This is a genomic window from Variovorax sp. TLI9-5A, assembly GCF_056867935.1.
This window is the reverse complement of sequence record NZ_CP200310.1, coordinates 2,534,023-2,552,780: the sequence shown is the minus strand read 5'-3', so window position 1 is coordinate 2,552,780 and position 18,758 is coordinate 2,534,023. Positions and strand designations below refer to the sequence as shown.

Sequence of the window (18,758 nt, the reverse complement as noted above, 5' to 3'; positions counted from 1 at the left end):
CACCATGACCATTCCTCTGCTCATTCTCTGCCTCTCGTTCACGCTCTTCCTCCTGCTGGGCGTGCCGGTGGCTTTCTCCATCGGCCTGTCGGCCCTGGCCACGCTGCTCTATGAAGGCCTGCCGCTGGCGGTCGGCTTCCAGCAGATGACCTCGGGCATGGGCATCTTCTCGTTCCTCGCGATTCCGTTCTTCATCTTCGCCGGCGAGCTGATGCTCTACGGCGGCATCGCGGACCGCATCGTCAATCTGGCGCGCGATCTCGTGGGCCACGTGCGCGGCGGCCTGGGCATGTCGAACGTGGTGGCCTGCACGCTGTTCGGCGGAGTCTCGGGCTCGCCCGTGGCGGACGTCTCGGCCATGGGCGCGGTGATGATCCCGATGATGAAGAAGGAGGGCTATCACGCCGACTACGCAGTCAACGTGACGACCCACGCGGCACTGGTGGGCGCGCTGATGCCGACCAGCCACAACCTCATCATCTATTCGCTGGCCGCGGGCGGCAAGGTGTCGATCGCGGCGCTGATCCTCGCGGCGCTGCTGCCCGCAGCGGTGCTCACCATCAGCAACCTCGCGGCCGCCTACCTGGTGGCGGTGAAGCGCGGCTACCCTGCCGGCACCTTCCCGGGCTGGGCCATCGTGGCGCGCTCGTTCGCGGCGGCGCTGCCGGGCCTCTTCGTGGTGCTGCTGATCCTGGGCGGCATCCTGTCGGGCATCTTCACGGCCACCGAGTCGGCGGCGGTGGCGGTGCTCTACGCGCTGGCCCTCACGATCTTCGTGTACCGCACGCTGAAGTGGGAACACTTCGTCAAGGCCGCGTCGAAGGCGGTACGCACCACCGGCGTGATCCTGCTGCTGATCGGCATCTCCAGCACCTTCGGCTACCTCATCAGCCTGTACGGCGTGGCCGAGCTCACGGGCCAGATGCTGTCGCAGGTCACGAGCACGCCGTGGGTGATCTTCCTGCTCATCAACATCATCCTGTTCGTGCTGGGCACCTTCCTGGACATGGCGGCCACCATCCTGCTGTGCACGCCGATCTTCCTGCCCATCGCGCAGCAGTACGGCATGACTTCGGTGCAGTTCGGCATCGTGATGCTCATCAACTGCGCGCTGGGCCTGAACACGCCGCCCGTGGGCACAACGCAGTTCGTCGGCTGCGCGATCGGCGGGGTGTCTGTGGGCGCGGTGATGAAGACCATCTGGCCGTTCTACGGGGCATTGATCTTTGCGCTGGGAGTGGTCACATTCGTTCCCGCGTTCTCGACCTGGCTGCCCAGCATGTTCATGGTCGTGAAGTAAGCAAGGAGCGCATGATGCCCGAACCCATCCGCCCACCGCTCTACATCCGCATCCACGCGGCAGACAACGTGGCCATCGTCGCCAACGACGGCGGACTGAAGGCCGGCGCGGAATTCCCCGACGGCCTGCGGCTGGTGGACAACGTGCCCCAGGGCCACAAGGTCGCGCTGGTCGACTTCGCCGCAGGCGACGCCATCCGCCGCTACGACGTGGTGATCGGCTACGCGCAGAAGGCGCTGCCGCGCGGCAGCTGGGTGCACGAGCGGGTCATGCGCATGCCGACCGCGCCCGAGCTCGACGGCCTGCCCATCGCGACGGTCAAGCCCCCTGCCCTGCCGCCGCTGGAGGGCTACACCTTCGAGGGCTACCGCAACGCCGACGGCTCGGTGGGCACGCGCAACATCCTGGCCATAACGCAGACGGTGCAGTGCGTGGCGGGCGTCACCGAATTCGCGGTGCAGCGCATCAAGTCCGAGCTGCTGCCGAAGTATCCCAACGTCGACGACGTGGTGGCGCTGGAACACACCTACGGCTGCGGCGTGGCCATCGACGCGCCCGATGCCATCGTGCCCATCCGCACGCTGCGTAACATCAGCCTCAATCCGAACTTCGGCGGCGAGGTGATGGTGGTGAGCCTGGGCTGCGAGAAGCTGCAGCCCGAGCGGCTGCTGCCGCCGGGCAGCATTCCCATCGCCGACCAGCGCGCGGGCACCGCGACCGATGCAGCGCTCGACGTGGTCTGCCTGCAGGACGAGGCGCACGTCGGCTTCATGTCGATGATCGATTCGGTCATGCGCCAGGCCGAGGAGCACCTCGCCCGGCTCAACGCACGCAAGCGCGAGACCGTGCCCGCCAGCGAGCTGGTGGTGGGCGTGCAATGCGGCGGCAGCGATGCCTTCTCCGGCGTCACCGCCAACCCGGCGGTGGGCTTCTGCACCGACCTGCTGGTGCGCGCGGGCGCCACCGTAATGTTCTCCGAGACCACCGAGGTGCGCGACGGCATCGACCAGCTCACCTCGCGCGCCGCCACGCCGGAAGTGGCCGAGGCCATGATCCGAGAGATGGCCTGGTACGACGCCTACCTGAAGAAGGGCCTGGTCGACCGCAGCGCCAACACCACGCCGGGCAACAAGAAGGGCGGGCTCTCCAACATCGTGGAGAAGGCGATGGGCTCCATCGTCAAGTCGGGCTCCGCGCCGATCAGCGGCGTGCTCGCGCCCGGCGAAAAGGCGGCGCACAAGGGTCTGAACAAGGGCCTGATCTACACCGCCACGCCCGCCAGCGACTTCATCTGCGGCACGCTGCAGCTGGCCGCCGGCATCAACCTGCACGTGTTCACCACCGGCCGCGGCACGCCCTACGGTCTGGCCGAGGTGCCGGTGATCAAGGTCGCCACGCGCAGCGACCTCGCGCGCCGCTGGCACGACCTGATGGACGTGAACGCGGGCCGCATCGCCGACGGCGAGGCCAGCATCGAGGACGTGGGCTGGGAGCTCTTCCGGCTGATGCTCGAGGTGGCCAGCGGCCGCCGCAAGACCTGGGCCGAGCACTGGAAGCTGCACAACGCGCTGGTGCTGTTCAACCCCGCACCCGTGACCTGAGGAGGCACGGCCGCCGCGCCGCGCCGCGCGGTGCGGCGCGGCGCGGTGCGGCGCGGCCAGCCACGCTCGCACCGTGCCGATTCCTTTCGTCGATCAGTCTCTTCATCCAAGGAGCCCCTCATGGAAGATCTCAAGGACCGCACCGCCCTCGTCACCGGCGCCAGCACCGGCATCGGCGCGGCGGTGGCCATCGCCTTCGCCGCGCGCGGCATGCGCGTGGCGGTGCACTACAACAGCTCCGCCGACGCGGCGAACCAGGTGGTCGACACCATCCGCGCGGCCGGCGGCAACGCCTTCGCGCTCAAGGCCGACGTGCGCGACACGGGCGCGATCCGCGAGTGCGTGAGGCAGGCCGCGGCGCAGCTCGGGCGCATCGACGTGCTGGTGAACAACGCGGGCAGCCTGGTCAAGCGGGTGCCCATCGCCGAGTTCGACGACGCGCTCTTCGACGAGGTGCTGCACATCAACGCGCGCTCGGTGCTCTCGTTCTGCCGCGAGGTGGTTCCGCTGATGCGCGCGCACGGCGGCGGCAACATCATCAACGTGACTTCGGTCGCGGCGCGCACCGGCGGTGGCCCGGGCGCGTACCTCTACGCGGGCTCGAAGGGCTTCGTGAGCACGGCGACCCACGGGCTCGCGAGGGAGCTGGCGGGCGACCGCATCCGCGTGAACGCGGTGGCGCCGGGGGTCATCCAGACGCCGTTCCACGACCGCTTCTCGACGCCCGCGATGCTGGAGAGCTTCAAGGCGAGCATCCCGATGGCGCGCATCGGCACGCCGGACGAGTGCGTGGGCGCCTTCCTCTATCTCGCCTCGGAACAGCTCTCGGGCTACGTCACAGGTCAGGTGATCGAGGTGAACGGCGGGCAGTACATGCCCTGAGCCTTTTTCCTTCACACCCAGTTTTTCAACAACCACAAACGGAGACAAAAAAGATGACGATCCGATTCCTGCGCAAGCTCGCAGCCCTCACGGGCGCGGCGTGCATCGCCTTCGGCGCCGCGGCGCCAGCGGCCCGTGCCGCCGGCAACGACTACCCGAACCACGTGGTCGAGCTGGTCGTGCCCTACCAGCCCGGCGGCGGCACCGACGCGCTGGCGCGCGCCTTCGCGGACGCGAGCCGCAAGCACATGTCCGAGAGCATCGTGATCGTGAACCGCCCCGGCGCGGGCGGCGCCATCGGCTGGAACGAGGTGATCCATTCCAAGCCCGACGGCTACAAGCTTGCGGTGCTCACGGTCGAGCTGCTGACGCTGCCGCATCTGGGCCTTGCCAAATTCAACTACGACGACTTCCAGCCCATCGCGCAGCTCAACGCCGATCCGGCCGCCATCACGGTGAAGGCCGACTCGCCCTACAACACCATCGAGGAATTCGTCGCCGCGGCGAAGAAGAAGCCGGGCGAGATGGGCGTGGGCAACTCGGGCACGGGCTCGATCTGGCACCTGGCGGCCTCTGCGCTGGAGGACAAGACCGGCGCCAGGTTCAACCACATCCCCTTCCAGGGCGCGAACCCCGCGGTGCTGGCGCTGCTGGGCGGCCACGTCGACGCGGTGGCCGTGAGCCCGGCCGAGGTCTCGACCTACGTGCAGGCCGGCAAGCTCAAGATGCTGATGGTGATGGCCGACAAGCGCCTGCCCGCCTTCGACAAGGTGCCCACGGCCAAGGAGCGCGGCATCGACATCTCGATCGGCACCTGGCGCGGCCTCGGCGCGCCGAAGAACACACCGCCCGAAGTGATGGCCAAGCTGCGCGACATCGCAGCCAGGACCGCGAAGGAGCCGGCGCTGCGCGAGGTGATGGACAAGCAGAACCTGGGCTACGTCTACACCGACGGCGCGGCCTTCAAGGAAACTCTGGCGAAGGACAACGAGTACTTCAGGCAGCTCATCACCAAGCTGGGCATCAAGCCCTGAGGCGGCTCGCCATGAAGGCAATCATCGCTTCGCTGGTGTGTGCGGCCGCGGCGGCGCACGCGCAGGCCGCCACCTGGGTCTACGTGTCGAACGCCGACAGCCAGGAAATCTCGGTGCTCGAACTCGACCGGGGCCAGGGCGCGCTCAAGCCGGTGCAGACGCTGAACGTCGGCGGCACGGTGATGCCGATGGTGGTGAGCCGCGACAAGCGCGTGCTGTATGCCGCACTGCGCTCGCAGCCGTTTCGCGTGACCGCCCTTTCGATCGACGGCGCCAGCGGCAGGCTGCAGAAGCTGAGCGAGGCCCCGCTGGCCGACAGCATGGCCAACCTCGACCTCGACGCGAGCGGCAGGTGGCTGTTCGCGGCCTCCTACCAGGGCGGCAAGATCACGGTCAACGCGGTGGGCAAGGACGGCACGGTGGGCCCCATCCACCAGCTGATCCAGACGGCGCCCAACGCGCACGCCATCCACGCCGACGCGAGCAACCGCTTCGTGCTCGCCACCAGCCTGGGCGGCGACAACGTGTCGAGCTGGCGCTTCGACGCGGAGAAGGGCCTGCTCTCGCCCAACGATCCGCCGCTGACCACCACCGCCGCCAAGTCGGGCCCGCGCCACTTCGTGTGGGACAAGGCGCAGCGCCATGTCTACCTGCTGGACGAGCTCGACGCAGCGCTGCACGTGTTCGCATGGGATGCCGCGCGCGGCACGCTCAGGCTCGAACAGAGCACCACCACCCTGCCCGCCGGCTTCACCGGCAAGCCCTGGGCCGCCGACCTGCACCTGACGCCGGACGGGCGCTTTCTCTACGCATCGGAGCGCACCTCGAGCACGCTCTCGGCCTTCAAGGTCGATGCCGCCACCGGCCAGCTGCAGCCGCTGGGCCAGACGCCGACCGAGAAGGGGCCGCGCGGCTTCGCCATCGACTCCACCGGCCGCTACCTGATCGCGGCGGGGCAGGAATCGAACGGCATCTCGCTCCACACCATCGACGGCACCACCGGCGCACTGGGCAAGCCCCAGCACCTGGACGTGGGCAAGAACCCGAACTGGATCGAGATCGTCGACCTGCCCTGAACGGCAGCCGGCGCCAACTGACAACCCAAGGAGACTTCGCATGCAACGCCGCACACTCATCCGCACCGCCCTCGCCTCTTCTCTCACATCTTCGGTCGCCGTCGCGCTTCCGGCGGCCTTCGCCCAGGGCAGCGGCAACTGGCCCACGGGCAAGCCCATCACCTACCTCGTGCCGTTTCCGGCAGGCGGCACCACCGACGTGCTGGGCCGGCTGATCGGGCAGAAGCTGGGCCCGGTGCTGGGCACCACGGTGATCATCGACAACAAGGGCGGCGCCGGCGGTAGCGTGGGCTCGGAGATCGGCTCGCGCGCCGCGCCCGACGGCTTCACGCTGGTGGGCGGCACCATCAGCTCGCACGCGATCAACGTGAGCCTGTATCCGAAGCTCGGCTACGACCCGCAGAAGTCGTTCGCGCCGGTGACGCTGATCGGCACCAACCCGGTGGTGCTGGTGGTGAACCAGGCGAGCCCCTACAAGACGCTGAACGACGTGATCGCCGCCAGCAAGGGCAAGGCGGGCGGGCTCTCGTCGGCATCGGCCGGCACAGGCACCTCGCAGCACCTGGCGCTGGAGCTGCTGGCCTACAAGTCGGGCGTGAAGTTCACGCACATCCCGTACAAGGGCAGCGGCCCGGCGATCCAGGACGTGATCGGCGGTCAGGTCGACATGATGTTCGACACCACGGTGGTGGCCGGCCCGCACATCCAGAGCGGCAAGCTGCGCGCGATCGCCGTCACCTCGTCGAAGCGGCTGGCCTCGATGCCCGACGTGCCGACGGTGGCCGAATCGGGCGTGCCGGGCCTGCAGGATTTCGAGGTGGTGTCGTGGCAGGCGATCTTCGTGCCCGCACAAACGCCCGCGCCGGTGGTCGACCGGCTGCACACCGAGATCCGCAAGATCCTCGCGACGCCGGAGATGCAGGACAAGCTCAAGGGCTTCGGCATGGAGCCGGCCGACCTGAGCACCGTGCAGATCGCGGCCTTCCAGAAGGCCGAGGTGGAGAAGTGGGCTCAGGTGATCAAGGCGGCAGGGATCAAGCCCGACTGATGCGGCGCGATCGGCAGGGGCTGGCCGGGGGAACCAAGGGAAGCTTCCTACGTCCCGGGCGGAAAGCCCTTTATAGAATGCCCCTCCGATCCGCTTTCCAGATCATTCCCACGTGTCCGACCGCTCCGCCGTACTGCCCCAATACCTGTTTCCCAAGCAGGCCCTGACCAATTTCGCCGGCTGGGTCGCGGGCAAGGAGCGGGGCGCCGTGACGACGTGGATCATCCGGCGCTTCGTGGCCAAGTACGGCGTGGACATGGGCGAGGCGCTCGAGTCGGACATCGGCCACTACAAGAGCTTCAACCAGTTCTTCACGCGCGAACTCAAGCCCGGCGCCCGGCCCCTCGCGCAGGCCGACCTGGTCTGCCCGGTGGATGGCGCGATCAGCCAGTTCGGCGCGATCGAAGGCGACCAGATCTTCCAGGCCAAGGGCCACAACTACACGACCACCGCGCTGGTGGGCGGCGACGCCACTCTCGCCGCGAAGTACGCGCACGGCAGCTTCGCGACGCTCTACCTGAGTCCGAAGGACTACCACCGCATCCACATGCCCTGCGACGGGCGGCTGGTGCGCATGATCCACGTGCCGGGCGACCTGTTCTCCGTCAACCCGACCACGGCGCGCGGCGTGCCGGGCCTCTTCGCGCGCAACGAGCGCGTGGTGTGCGTCTTCGAATCGGCGCGCGGTCCCTTCGTGCTGGTGCTGGTGGGCGCCACCATCGTCGGCAGCATGGCCACCGTGTGGCACGGCGTGGTCAATCCGCCGCGCGTGGGCGAGCTGCGCGAGTGGCACTACACCGACCAGCAGATCGACATCCGCAAGGGCGACGAGATGGGCCGATTCTTGCTGGGCTCCACCGTCGTCATGCTCTTCCCGGCGCCCGCGCTGGCTTTCAACCCGCAGTGGTCGCCCGGCCGCGCGATCCGGTTGGGCGAAGCGATGGCCGAATACCCCAATTTGTGAGGCTTTGTCTCACAGCCCGCATCCAGCTTGCCCTGACAGCTACAAAACTAGTAGCATCCTCATCGATTGCGCTATAGTCGCCGGCCAACGAGACGGTTCATAACCAACCACAAGAACGCGAGGCATCGCCCTGTCCCCCGCAGGTCGACGGCCCGCCCAGCTTCGAGGAGATGATGTCGATGAGTACCAAGGAAACCGCAGCCGTCAGCCAGTTGCTCGCCCTGCTCGAAGCCCGCTATGCGCTGCGCGTGCTCTGGGCGCTGCGCGACGGCCACGCGCAGACCTTCCGGCTGTTGCAGGACAGCGTGGGCGGCATCACTCCCAACACGCTCAACACCCGCATCAAGGAGTTGCGCGAGGCCGGCCTCGTCGGCCACGGCAGCGACGGCTACAGCCTCACGCTCAGCGGGCAGGACCTGCTCAAGCGCCTGTCCGACCTGCAGGCCTTCGCCGGCAAATGGCAGCTCGGCCAGTTGAAGAAGGCCGCGGCAACGGCGCCTGCCGCGCCGGCGGCAGCCGCTCCCGCCGCCCCTGCCGCAACCCCGGTTACGCCGGCCGCGGCTCCCTCCTCCGATCCCCTCGCGGCACCTGCTCCCGCACCCGCGCCGGCCGGCGACGACAGCAGCCACGGCTGACGGACGGCGGGGCAGCCCGCCGGGCCTCGGTAAACTCCGCGCCTTCGATCCACGGATCTCACATCGACGCAAGGAGCGTTTCCCATGCCCACCACTCCCTCCGGCCTGCAATACGAAGACACCGAAGTCGGCACCGGCGCCGAAGCCAAGGCCGGCCAGCACGTGCATGTGCATTACACCGGCTGGCTCTACAACGACGGCGTGCAAGGCGCCAAGTTCGACTCCAGCCGCGACCGCAACGACCCCTTCGCGTTCTCGCTGGGCGCGGGCCAGGTCATCAAGGGCTGGGACGAAGGCGTGGCCGGCATGAAGATCGGCGGCAAGCGCACGCTGATCATTCCCGCATCGCTGGGCTACGGTGCCCGCGGCGCCGGCGGCGTGATCCCCCCGAACGCCACTCTCAAGTTCGACGTCGAACTGCTCGACGCGCACTGAGCACCCGGGCCGAAGGCTCCAAGGCCCGATTCCGGGCCTTTTTTGTGTCTCCGAGGCCATTTCCGCCCTATTTTTCGCTTGAAAAGCCTCTGGCCAGCCCCAAGTGGCTGGCTATCGTCTGTTTCCCGGCACGTACCGGTTCTTTGAAAAATGTCTGACCCGCAACAATCCGCACAGAATTCTCAAATGCTGCAAGGCGAGCCAAGCCCCGAAGAACTGGAGGCTGCGCAATTCGCCAATGAAGCCGAGGCGCTCGACGCACTGGCCGTGGCCCAGGGCGAACTCGCCGCGCTGCAGACCAAGAATGCCGAGCTTGCCGACCAGTACCTGCGCGCCCAGGCCGATGTGCAGAACGCCCGCCGCCGCGCGGACGAGGAAATCAGCAAGGCCCGCAAGTTCGCCGTCGAGGCCTTTGCCGAAAGCCTGCTGCCGGTGACCGACAGCCTGGAAGCCGGCCTGGCCGTCAAGGACGCCACGCCCGAGCAGATCCGCGAAGGCGCCGAAGCCACGCTGCGCCAGCTCAAGAGCGCGCTCGAACGCAACAAGGTGATCGAAGTGGCCCCCGCACCCGGCACCAAGTTCGACCCGCACCAGCACCAGGCCATCTCCATGGTGCCCGCCGACCAGGAACCCAACACCGTGGTGAGCGTGCTGCAGAAGGGCTACACCATCAACGAGCGCGTGCTGCGCCCGGCGCTGGTGACGGTCAGCGCGCCGAAGTGAACGGCACTTCCGCACACAAGATTCCCACAGGAAATCCCCGTTTCGTCCCTTGAATCGCAACGGGTTATCCACACGTTCATAACAACATAACTTTCAGGCTTTCAGGAGTAAGAACATGGCAAAGATCATCGGCATCGACCTCGGCACCACCAACTCGTGCGTGTCGATCATGGAAGGCAACACCACGCGTGTGATCGAGAACTCGGAAGGTGCGCGCACCACGCCGTCGATCGTCGCGTACCAGGAAGACGGTGAAGTGCTGGTCGGTGCCTCGGCCAAGCGCCAGGCCGTCACCAACCCCAAGAACACGCTGTACGCGATCAAGCGCCTGATCGGCCGCAAGTTCGAGGAAAAGGAAGTCCAGAAGGACATCGACCTGATGCCCTACACCATCGCCAAGGCCGACAACGGCGACGCATGGGTGGAAGTGCGCGGCAAGAAGATGGCCCCGCAGCAGGTCAGCGCCGACATCCTGCGCAAGATGAAGAAGACCGCCGAAGACTACCTCGGCGAAACCGTGACCGAAGCCGTGATCACGGTGCCGGCCTACTTCAACGACGCCCAGCGCCAGGCCACCAAGGACGCCGGCCGCATCGCCGGCCTCGACGTCAAGCGCATCATCAACGAGCCCACCGCCGCTGCCCTGGCCTTCGGCCTGGACAAGCAGGACAAGGCCGACCGCAAGATCGCCGTGTACGACCTCGGCGGCGGCACCTTCGACGTGTCGATCATCGAAATTGCCGACGTCGACGGCGAGAAGCAGTTCGAAGTGCTGTCGACCAACGGCGACACCTTCCTGGGCGGCGAAGACTTCGACCAGCGCATCATTGACTACATCATCGGCGAGTTCAAAAAGGAACAGGGCGTCGACCTGAGCAAGGACGTGCTGGCCCTGCAGCGCCTGAAGGAAGCCGCCGAGAAGGCCAAGATCGAGCTGTCGAACAGCGCGCAGACCGACATCAACCTGCCCTACATCACGGCCGATGCCTCGGGTCCGAAGCACCTGAACATCAAGCTCACCCGCGCCAAGCTCGAAAGCCTGGTCGACGAGCTGATCGAGCGCACCATCGCTCCCTGCCGACTGGCCATCAAGGACGCCGGCATCAGCGTGGGCGACATCAACGACGTGATCCTGGTCGGCGGCATGACCCGCATGCCCAAGGTGCAGGAAAAGGTGAAGGCCTTCTTCGGCAAGGAACCCCGCAAGGACGTGAACCCCGACGAGGCCGTGGCCGTCGGCGCCGCCATCCAGGGCCAGGTGCTCTCGGGCGACCGCAAGGACGTGCTGCTGCTGGACGTGACCCCGCTGTCGCTGGGCATCGAGACCATGGGCGGCGTCATGACCAAGATGATCGCCAAGAACACCACGATCCCGACGAAGTTCGCTCAGACCTTCTCGACCGCCGAGGACAACCAGCCGGCCGTGACCATCAAGGTGTTCCAGGGCGAGCGCGACATCGCCGCGGGCAACAAGCTGCTGGGCGAATTCAATCTCGAAGGCATTCCGCCGGCATCGCGCGGCACGCCGCAGATCGAGGTGAGCTTCGACATCGACGCCAACGGCATCCTGCACGTCGGCGCCAAGGACAAGGGCACCGGCAAGGAAAACAAGATCACCATCAAGGCGAGCTCGGGCCTGTCGGAGGACGAGATCCAGAAGATGGTGAAGGACGCCGAGCTGAACGCCGCCGACGACAAGAAGAAGCTCGAGATCGTGCAGGCCCGCAACCAGGGCGAAGCCATGGTGCACAGCGTGAAGAAGTCGCTGGGCGAACACGGTGCCAGCCTGGAAGCCGCCGAGAAGGAAGCGATCGAGACCGCGATCAAGGACCTCGAGGAAGCGCTGAAGGGCGAAGACAAGGCCGCGATCGAGGAAAAGACCAACACGCTGATGACCGCAAGCCAGAAGCTCGGCGAGAAGATGTATGCCGAATCGCAGGCCGCGGCCGGCGCCTCGGCCGCCTCCGGTGCGGCTGGCGCGGAAGCTGCTGCGCATGCACAGGCTGACGACAACGTGGTCGACGCCGAAGTGAAGGAAGTCAAGAAGGGCTGATCTCCAGCCCGCCGACCAAGGCTGGATCACCTGGAAGGGTGCTCCAGCCTTTCTCGCTTCAAGTTACCCGAGTTCCAGCTGCTTCCCTGATCTCCCGATCGACCTGCCATGGCCACCAAACGCGACTACTACGAAACCCTCGGCGTCCCCAAGAACGCGAGCGAGGAAGAAATCAAGAAGGCTTATCGCAAGCTCGCGATGAAGCACCATCCTGACCGCAACCACGGCGACACCTCGAAGGAGGCCGAGGCCAAGTTCAAGGAGGTCAAGGAAGCCTACGAAATGCTCTCCGACGGCCAGAAGCGCGCGGCCTACGACCAGTACGGCCATGCCGGCGTCGACCCCAACATGCGCGGCGGCCCGGGCGCCGAAGGCTTCGGCGGCTTCGCGGAAGCATTCGGCGACATCTTCGGCGACGTATTCGGCGGCGGCCGGGGCCGCGGAGGCGGCGGCCGCCAGGTCTTCCGCGGCAGCGATCTGAGCTACGCGATGGAGATCACGCTCGAGGAAGCCGCCGAGGGCAAGACCACCGAGATCCGCATCCCCACCTGGGACGAGTGCGAAACCTGCCACGGCTCGGGCGCGAAGCCCGGCACCAAGCCCATCACCTGCACCACCTGCCACGGCGCGGGCGCGGTGCAGATGCGCCAGGGCTTCTTCAGCGTGCAGCAGACCTGCCCCACCTGCCACGGCAGCGGCAAGATCATTCCCGAGCCCTGCACCGCGTGCCACGGCCAGGGCAAGATCAAGCGCAACAAGACGCTCGAAGTGAAGATCCGAGCCGGTATCGACGACGGCCAGCGCATGCGCGTCACCGGCAGCGGCGAGCCCGGCGTCAACGGAGGCCCTCCGGGCGACCTTTACATCGAGATCCGCCTGAAGAAGCACGACATCTTCGAGCGCGACGGCGACAACCTGCACTGCGTGGTGCCGGTGAGCGTGACCACGGCCGCGCTCGGCGGCGAGATCAACGTACCCACGCTCAAGGGCGCGGCGGCCATCGACATTCCCGAAGGCACGCAAAGCGGCAAGCAGTTCCGCCTGCGCGGCAAGGGCATCAAGGGCGTGAACTCGAGCTATCCGGGCGACCTGTACTGCCACGTGCGCGTCGAAACGCCGGTGAAGCTCACCGAGTTCCAGCGCAAGCTGCTCAAGGAGCTCGACGATTCGCTCAAGAAGGGCGGAGAGAAGCACAGCCCCACCGACAAGGGCTGGTTCGACAAGGCGAAGGAATTCTTCAGCTGATGACCGCGCGGCGCGCGCCGGGCCTGCTCCGCAGCGGGTGCCTGGCGACAACGGCTGGGAGCTGCGGATGGGCAAGGACTCTCAAGAACTCACGCGCCTGAGCACCGAAGATGTGCGGGCCTTGCTTGAAGGCAGCGAGCCCGAGTCCATCGGGCTGCAATGCGGCGCCTCGACCCGCCTTCTCGTCTGCCATGTAGCACCGGGGACCTCACTCGGCAACGGCCTCACCGCCAGCACCGGTCATTTCATGACCGTTCTCCACACCGGCGTCTTCGAACTGGTGCACACGGGCCCTTGAGCCTGACTGCAAGCACGGCAACGGTGCGCATCGCACCGTCGAGGAACATGCCGACTCCTCCCCGAGCCCGCTACCGACGCCAACTCACGCGAGCCGCCTATCCCAAAGTGGCTCAGGGTTTGCTTTTATATTTTTTTCGGCTGAGCAATAAACCGAACGGCAGATCGCGCGTTATTGCAACAGGAACGCCTGTTTTTTGAGCCTCGAAGCTCAATAGGCGATTTTTTCCCGGAGAAAAGCCGAAGACGGACGATGGCCATTCGGCATAGGTGTTTTCACCCGGAGAGAATTAAGAAAGCGAGCCTTTGAATTTACCTGAAATCCGGAAATTTGTTCCTTGTTTTTTCTGGAACTTTACTTGGCGTCGTGGTTCTGAATTAACAAATGATTTGCCGGGTTCAATCTTTGCTTTATGCTGATTGTTAGCAGATTGTTGTAAGGGAGTTTTCCGCGGCATGCAGCCATGGGCAGGCACACCTTTAAATGTTGCGCAAGGCCTTTGCTGCACGCCATCGGGCCAAAAGCCCACCGACCTTAAGGAGGCGTGACCATGGATGTGATCAGCAACTTTGCCGCCCGCTACGAGCGCACTCGCGAGGAAGTCATCTCGCTGCAGGATTACCTGGACATCTGCAAGCGTGATCCCATGGCCTACGCCACCGCCTCCGAGCGCATGCTCAAGGCCATCGGAGAGCCCCAGCTGGTCGACACCCGCAACGACCCCCGCCTTTCGCGCATCTTCGCGAACAAGGTGATCAAGATCTATCCGGCATTCAAGGAGTTCTATGGCATGGAGGACGCCATAGAACAGGTGGTGTCCTATTTCCGCCACGCGGCCCAGGGGCTGGAAGAAAAGAAGCAAATCCTTTACCTGCTCGGCCCGGTGGGCGGCGGCAAGAGCTCGATCGCGGAGCGCCTGAAGCAGCTCATGGAGCACGTGCCCTTCTACGCCATCCAGGGCTCGCCGGTGAACGAATCGCCCCTCGGCCTCTTCGATGCGGTCGAAGACGCCGAGATTCTTGAAAAGGAATACGGCATCCCGGGCCGTTACCTGAATCGAATTCTCTCGCCCTGGGCCGTCAAGCGGCTCGAGGAGTACGGCGGCGACATCCGCCAGTTCAAGGTCGTCAAGCGCTACCCGTCGGTGCTGCGGCAGATCGCGGTCGCCAAGACCGAGCCTGGCGACGAGAACAACCAGGACATCTCCTCGCTGGTCGGCAAGGTCGACATCCGCAAGCTCGAGACCTTCGCCCAGGACGACCCCGACGCCTACTCCTACTCCGGTGGCCTGTGCCTGGCCAACCAGGGCCTGCTGGAGTTCGTGGAGATGTTCAAGGCGCCGATCAAGGTGCTGCACCCTCTGCTGACCGCCACGCAGGAAAGCAACTTCAAGGGCACCGAAGGCTTCGGCGCCATCCCCTTCGACGGCATCGTGCTGGCGCACAGCAACGAGAGCGAGTGGAAGGCCTTCCGCAACAACAAGAACAACGAGGCTTTCCTCGACCGGATCTACATCGTCAAGGTGCCCTATTGCCTGCGCGCCTCCGAGGAAATCAAGATCTACGAGAAGCTGGTGCGCAACTCCTCGCTGGCCAACGCTCCCTGCGCCCCCGGAACGCTGCGCATGATGGCCCAGCTCTCGGTGCTCACGCGCCTGAAGGAGCCCGAGAACTCCAGCACCTTCAGCAAGATGCAGGTGTACGACGGCGAGAACCTCAAGGACACCGACCCGAAGGCCAAGTCGATCCAGGAGTACCGCGACTACGCGGGCGTCGACGAGGGCATGAGCGGCGTTTCCACCCGCTTCGCCTTCAAGATCATCTCCAAGGTCTTCAACTTCGACAGCTCCGAGGTGGCCGCCAACCCGGTGCACCTGATGTACGTGCTCGAGCAGCAGATCGAACGCGAGCAGTTCCCGCCGGAAGTCGAGCAGAAGTACATCAGCTACATCAAGGAGCTGCTGGCGCCGCGCTATGCCGAGTTCATCGGCAAGGAAATCCAGACCGCCTACCTCGAGAGCTACAGCGAGTACGGCCAGAACATCTTCGACCGCTACGTGACCTACGCCGACTACTGGATCCAGGACCAGGAGTTCCGCGACGTGGACACCGGCGAAGTCTTCGACCGCGCATCGCTCAACGCCGAACTCGAGAAGATCGAGCGGCCCGCCGGCATCGGCAACCCGAAGGACTTCCGCAACGAGATCGTCAACTTCGTGCTGCGCGCTAGGGCCGGCAACGCGGGGCGCAACCCGGCGTGGACCAGCTACGAGAAGCTGCGCTCGGTGATCGAGAAGAAGATGTTCTCCAACACCGAGGAGCTGCTGCCGGTGATCAGCTTCAACACCAAGAGCAGCGCCGACGAGCAGAAGAAGCACGAGGACTTCGTGACCCGCATGGTCGAGAAGGGCTACACGTCGAAGCAGGTTCGCCTGCTCTGCGAGTGGTATCTGCGGGTGCGCAAGAGCTCTTGATATGGCACACCCCCAGGCTTCGCGCACTTCGTGTCGCTTCGCCAACCCCCTTGCAGGGGGCAACGCCAGCGGCCCGGCAAAGCCGGTTCCGCGGCGTTTCACGAAGGAACGCGTGATCCGTCGTTAAGGGAGCAGACATCTTGGCCATCCTGCAGCAGATCATCGACCGCCGGCTATCGGGCAAGAACAAGTCCATTGGCAACCGTGAGCGCTTCCTCAGGCGCTACAAGGGGCAGATCCAGGAAGCGGTGAGGCGCGCCGTCAGCGGCCGCAACATCCGCGAACTGGAGCAAGGCGAAGATGTGACCCTGCCGCGCCACGACGTGTCCGAGCCCGTGTTCGGCCATGCCCGCGGCGGCGACCGCGAATACGTGCACCCGGGCAACCAGGAGTACCTGAAGGGCGACCGCATCAAGCGCCCCGAGGGCGGGGGCGGCGGCGGCTCCGGCAGCGGGGAGGCCAGCGACAGCGGCGAAGGCGAGGACGACTTCGTCTTCCGCCTCACGCGCGAGGAGTTCATGCGCGTCTTCTTCGACGACCTCGCGCTGCCCCACCTCATTCGCACCCAGATCGCCGACGTGCCCGAGTGGAAGAGCCACCGCGCCGGCTTCACCAGCGACGGTTCGCCCAACAACCTGCACGTGGTGCGCTCGATGCGCGGCGCCCTCGCCCGCCGCATTGCGCTGGGCGGCGAGCCGCGCAAGGAACTCAAGCGGCTCGAAGCGCACCTCGAGAGCCTGCAACGGCATCCGCAGGTCGAGCAGCCCTTCATCCAGAAGGAAATCCGCGAGACCGAGGAACGCATCGCCGAGCTGCGCCGCACCATGCGGCACGTTCCCTACATCGACCCCATCGACCTGCGCTACCGCAATCGCGTGAAGACGCCGGTGCCCAGCGCAAAGGCCGTGATGTTCTGCCTCATGGACGTGTCGGGCTCGATGGACGAGGCGCGCAAGGACATGGCCAAGCGCTTCTTCATGCTGCTGTACATGTTCCTCACGCGGCACTACGAGAAGATCGACCTCGTCTTCCTGCGCCACCACACGCAGGCGCAGGAAGTGACCGAGGAAGAGTTCTTCCACGCCACCGAGACCGGCGGCACGGTGGTGTCCAGCGCGCTGGTGCTGATGGACGAGATCATCAAGGCGCGCTACCCCAGCGGCGAATGGAACGTGTACGGCGCGCAGGCCAGCGACGGCGACAACTGGCACCAGGACAGCGGCCGCTGCCGCGAGCTGCTGGTCGACAACATCCTGCCGGTGGTGCGCTACTACGCCTACGTGCAGGTGGCCGAGACCGAGCAGAACCTGTGGCAGGAATACCAGCAGCTCGAAGGCGTGCAGCCCAACTTCGCGATGCGCAAGGTGTCCGACGCGCAGGACATCTACCCGGTCTTCCGCGACCTGTTCAAGAAGGAAGGGGTCACGTCATGAACACCGCCATCACCGCCCCTCCTGCGGCCACCAGCCTCCCTCGGCTGGAACGCCTGCCCAGCCCTTCCGACTGGACCTTCGAGCTGATCGAGACCTACCACACCGAGATCGCCAAGACCGCCAGGAGCTATGGCCTCGACGTATACGCGAACCAGCTCGAAGTCATCACGGCCGAGCAGATGATGGACGCCTACGCCAGCGTGGGCATGCCCATGATCTACCGCCACTGGTCGTACGGAAAGCAGTTCATCTCGACCGAGAAGAACTACAAGCGCGGCCACATGGGCTTGGCCTACGAGATCGTCATCAACTCCGACCCGTGCATCGCCTACCTGATGGAGGAGAACACCATGGCCATGCAGGCCCTGGTGATCGCGCACGCAGCCTACGGCCACAACAGCTTCTTCAAGGGCAACTACCTGTTCCGGATGTGGACCGACGCCTCGTCCATCATCGATTACCTGGTCTACGCGCGGCACTACATCGCCGAGTGCGAGGAGCGCCACGGCCTCGACGCGGTGGAAGAGCTGCTCGACTCCTGCCATGCGCTCATGAACTACGGCGTCGACCGCTATCGCCGTCCGCAGAAGCGATCGCTGGCGCAGGAGGCCGCTCAGCGCGCCGAGCGCGAGCGCCACATGCAGCAGCAGGTAAACGACCTGTGGCGCACGCTGCCGCGCAAGAGCGAGCAGGCCGCCGAGGCCGACGCGGCCAAGCGCTTTCCTTCGGAGCCGCAGGAGAACCTGCTCTACTTCATCGAGAAGAACGCAGCCCTTCTGGAGCCTTGGCAGCGCGAGGTGGTGCGCATCGTGCGCAAGATCGCGCAGTATTTCTATCCGCAGCGTCAGACCCAGGTCATGAACGAAGGCTGGGCCACCTTCTGGCACTACACGCTGCTCAACACCATGTACGACCGCGGCCAGCTCGCCGACGGCTTCATGATGGAATGGCTCAGCTCGCACACGGGCGTGATCTTCCAGCCGCCGGTGGGCCACCGCGCCTACAGCGGCATCAACCCGTACGCGTTGGGCTTTGCGATGTACACCGACCTGCGGCGCATCTGCGAGAAGCCCACCGAGGAAGACCGCCGCTGGTTCCCCGACTTCGCCGGCACCGACTGGCTGCGGACCATCGACTACGCGATGCGCAACTTCAAGGACGAGAGCTTCATCGGTCAGTTCCTGAGCCCGAAGACGATGCGCGACTTCCGCCTGTTCTCGATCCGCGACTTCCAGAGCGAGTCGGAACTGGAGGTGTCGGCCATCCACGACGACAGCGGCTACCACGCACTGCGCGAATCGCTCTCACGCCAGTACGACATCGGCAGCCGCGAGCCGGACATCCAGGTGTGGAACGTGGCCATGCGCGGCGACCGCTCGCTGACGCTGCGCCACACGCAGCGCAACAACCTGCCGCTGCACGACACGGCCGAAGAGGTGCTCAAGCACGTCGCGCGGCTCTGGGGCTTCGACGTGCACCTGGAGAGCATCGACAGCCAGGGCCGCATCAGCCGCAGCTGGAAGGCCTCGGCGCCGAAACAACTCTATTGACGGCGCCG

General features: G+C 65.8%; 15 protein-coding genes and 1 pseudogene. All 16 read left to right on the top strand.

The features are described 5' to 3' along the window. Nucleotides 1-4: 4 nt before the first annotated feature. The 16 genes and pseudogenes from AC1VNX_RS12145 to AC1VNX_RS12070 all read left to right on the top strand — a co-directional run bounded on the left by AC1VNX_RS12145 (nucleotide 5) and on the right by AC1VNX_RS12070 (nucleotide 18,750). Nucleotides 5-1,300, top strand: coding sequence for a TRAP transporter large permease (locus AC1VNX_RS12145; protein ID WP_483156924.1), 1,296 nt, complete (start codon nucleotides 5-7; stop codon nucleotides 1,298-1,300). 14 nt (nucleotides 1,301-1,314) lie between these two features. Then, the gene (gene garD / locus AC1VNX_RS12140) at nucleotides 1,315-2,901 is read left to right on the top strand and encodes a galactarate dehydratase (protein WP_483156923.1); all 1,587 of its coding nucleotides are present in this window, start codon (nucleotides 1,315-1,317) and stop codon (nucleotides 2,899-2,901) included. A 120-nt stretch (nucleotides 2,902-3,021) separates the two neighbouring features. Further along, on the top strand, nucleotides 3,022-3,783 hold the full coding sequence (locus AC1VNX_RS12135; RefSeq protein ID WP_483156922.1) for an SDR family NAD(P)-dependent oxidoreductase: 762 nt from the start codon (nucleotides 3,022-3,024) through the stop codon (nucleotides 3,781-3,783). A gap of 53 nt (nucleotides 3,784-3,836) precedes the next feature. After that, nucleotides 3,837-4,817, top strand: coding sequence for a tripartite tricarboxylate transporter substrate binding protein (locus tag AC1VNX_RS12130; RefSeq protein ID WP_483156921.1), 981 nt, complete (start codon nucleotides 3,837-3,839; stop codon nucleotides 4,815-4,817). Nucleotides 4,818-4,828: 11 nt separating this feature from the next. After that, the gene (locus AC1VNX_RS12125) at nucleotides 4,829-5,893 is read left to right on the top strand and encodes a lactonase family protein (protein WP_483156920.1); all 1,065 of its coding nucleotides are present in this window, start codon (nucleotides 4,829-4,831) and stop codon (nucleotides 5,891-5,893) included. Between the two features lie 40 nt (nucleotides 5,894-5,933). Continuing rightward, nucleotides 5,934-6,941, top strand: a complete 1,008-nt coding sequence (locus AC1VNX_RS12120) for a Bug family tripartite tricarboxylate transporter substrate binding protein (RefSeq protein WP_483156919.1) — start codon at nucleotides 5,934-5,936, stop codon at nucleotides 6,939-6,941. Nucleotides 6,942-7,053: 112 nt separating this feature from the next. Then, nucleotides 7,054-7,905: an archaetidylserine decarboxylase gene (asd, locus tag AC1VNX_RS12115; RefSeq protein ID WP_483156918.1), complete on the top strand. Its 852-nt coding sequence runs from the start codon at nucleotides 7,054-7,056 to the stop codon at nucleotides 7,903-7,905. 179 nt (nucleotides 7,906-8,084) lie between these two features. Further along, nucleotides 8,085-8,387 (top strand): annotated as a pseudogene (locus AC1VNX_RS12110) (winged helix-turn-helix transcriptional regulator); the annotation flags it as partial. 237 nt (nucleotides 8,388-8,624) lie between these two features. Further along, nucleotides 8,625-8,975, top strand: a complete 351-nt coding sequence (locus AC1VNX_RS12105) for an FKBP-type peptidyl-prolyl cis-trans isomerase (protein WP_013540334.1) — start codon at nucleotides 8,625-8,627, stop codon at nucleotides 8,973-8,975. 150 nt (nucleotides 8,976-9,125) lie between these two features. Beyond that, nucleotides 9,126-9,698 (top strand): nucleotide exchange factor GrpE, encoded by a 573-nt coding sequence (gene grpE, locus AC1VNX_RS12100; RefSeq protein ID WP_483156917.1) that lies wholly within the window; start codon nucleotides 9,126-9,128, stop codon nucleotides 9,696-9,698. Nucleotides 9,699-9,813: 115 nt separating this feature from the next. Then, nucleotides 9,814-11,751 carry a molecular chaperone DnaK gene (dnaK, locus tag AC1VNX_RS12095; RefSeq protein ID WP_483156916.1) on the top strand — a complete coding sequence of 646 codons (1,938 nt, stop codon included), beginning with the start codon at nucleotides 9,814-9,816 and terminating at the stop codon, nucleotides 11,749-11,751. 108 nt (nucleotides 11,752-11,859) lie between these two features. Beyond that, nucleotides 11,860-12,996: a molecular chaperone DnaJ gene (gene dnaJ / locus AC1VNX_RS12090; RefSeq protein WP_483156915.1), complete on the top strand. Its 1,137-nt coding sequence runs from the start codon at nucleotides 11,860-11,862 to the stop codon at nucleotides 12,994-12,996. Between the two features lie 67 nt (nucleotides 12,997-13,063). Then, entirely contained in the window at nucleotides 13,064-13,294 is a 231-nt protein-coding gene (locus tag AC1VNX_RS12085) for a hypothetical protein (RefSeq protein WP_483156914.1), read from the top strand. A 550-nt stretch (nucleotides 13,295-13,844) separates the two neighbouring features. Further along, nucleotides 13,845-15,767 (top strand): PrkA family serine protein kinase, encoded by a 1,923-nt coding sequence (locus AC1VNX_RS12080; RefSeq protein ID WP_483156913.1) that lies wholly within the window; start codon nucleotides 13,845-13,847, stop codon nucleotides 15,765-15,767. Between the two features lie 140 nt (nucleotides 15,768-15,907). Further along, nucleotides 15,908-17,200, top strand: a complete 1,293-nt coding sequence (locus AC1VNX_RS12075; RefSeq protein ID WP_483156912.1) for a YeaH/YhbH family protein — start codon at nucleotides 15,908-15,910, stop codon at nucleotides 17,198-17,200. Beyond that, the gene (locus tag AC1VNX_RS12070; protein ID WP_483156911.1) at nucleotides 17,197-18,750 is read left to right on the top strand and encodes a SpoVR family protein; all 1,554 of its coding nucleotides are present in this window, start codon (nucleotides 17,197-17,199) and stop codon (nucleotides 18,748-18,750) included. The genes AC1VNX_RS12075 and AC1VNX_RS12070 overlap by 4 nt, the downstream gene beginning before the upstream one ends. Nucleotides 18,751-18,758 lie beyond the last annotated feature (8 nt).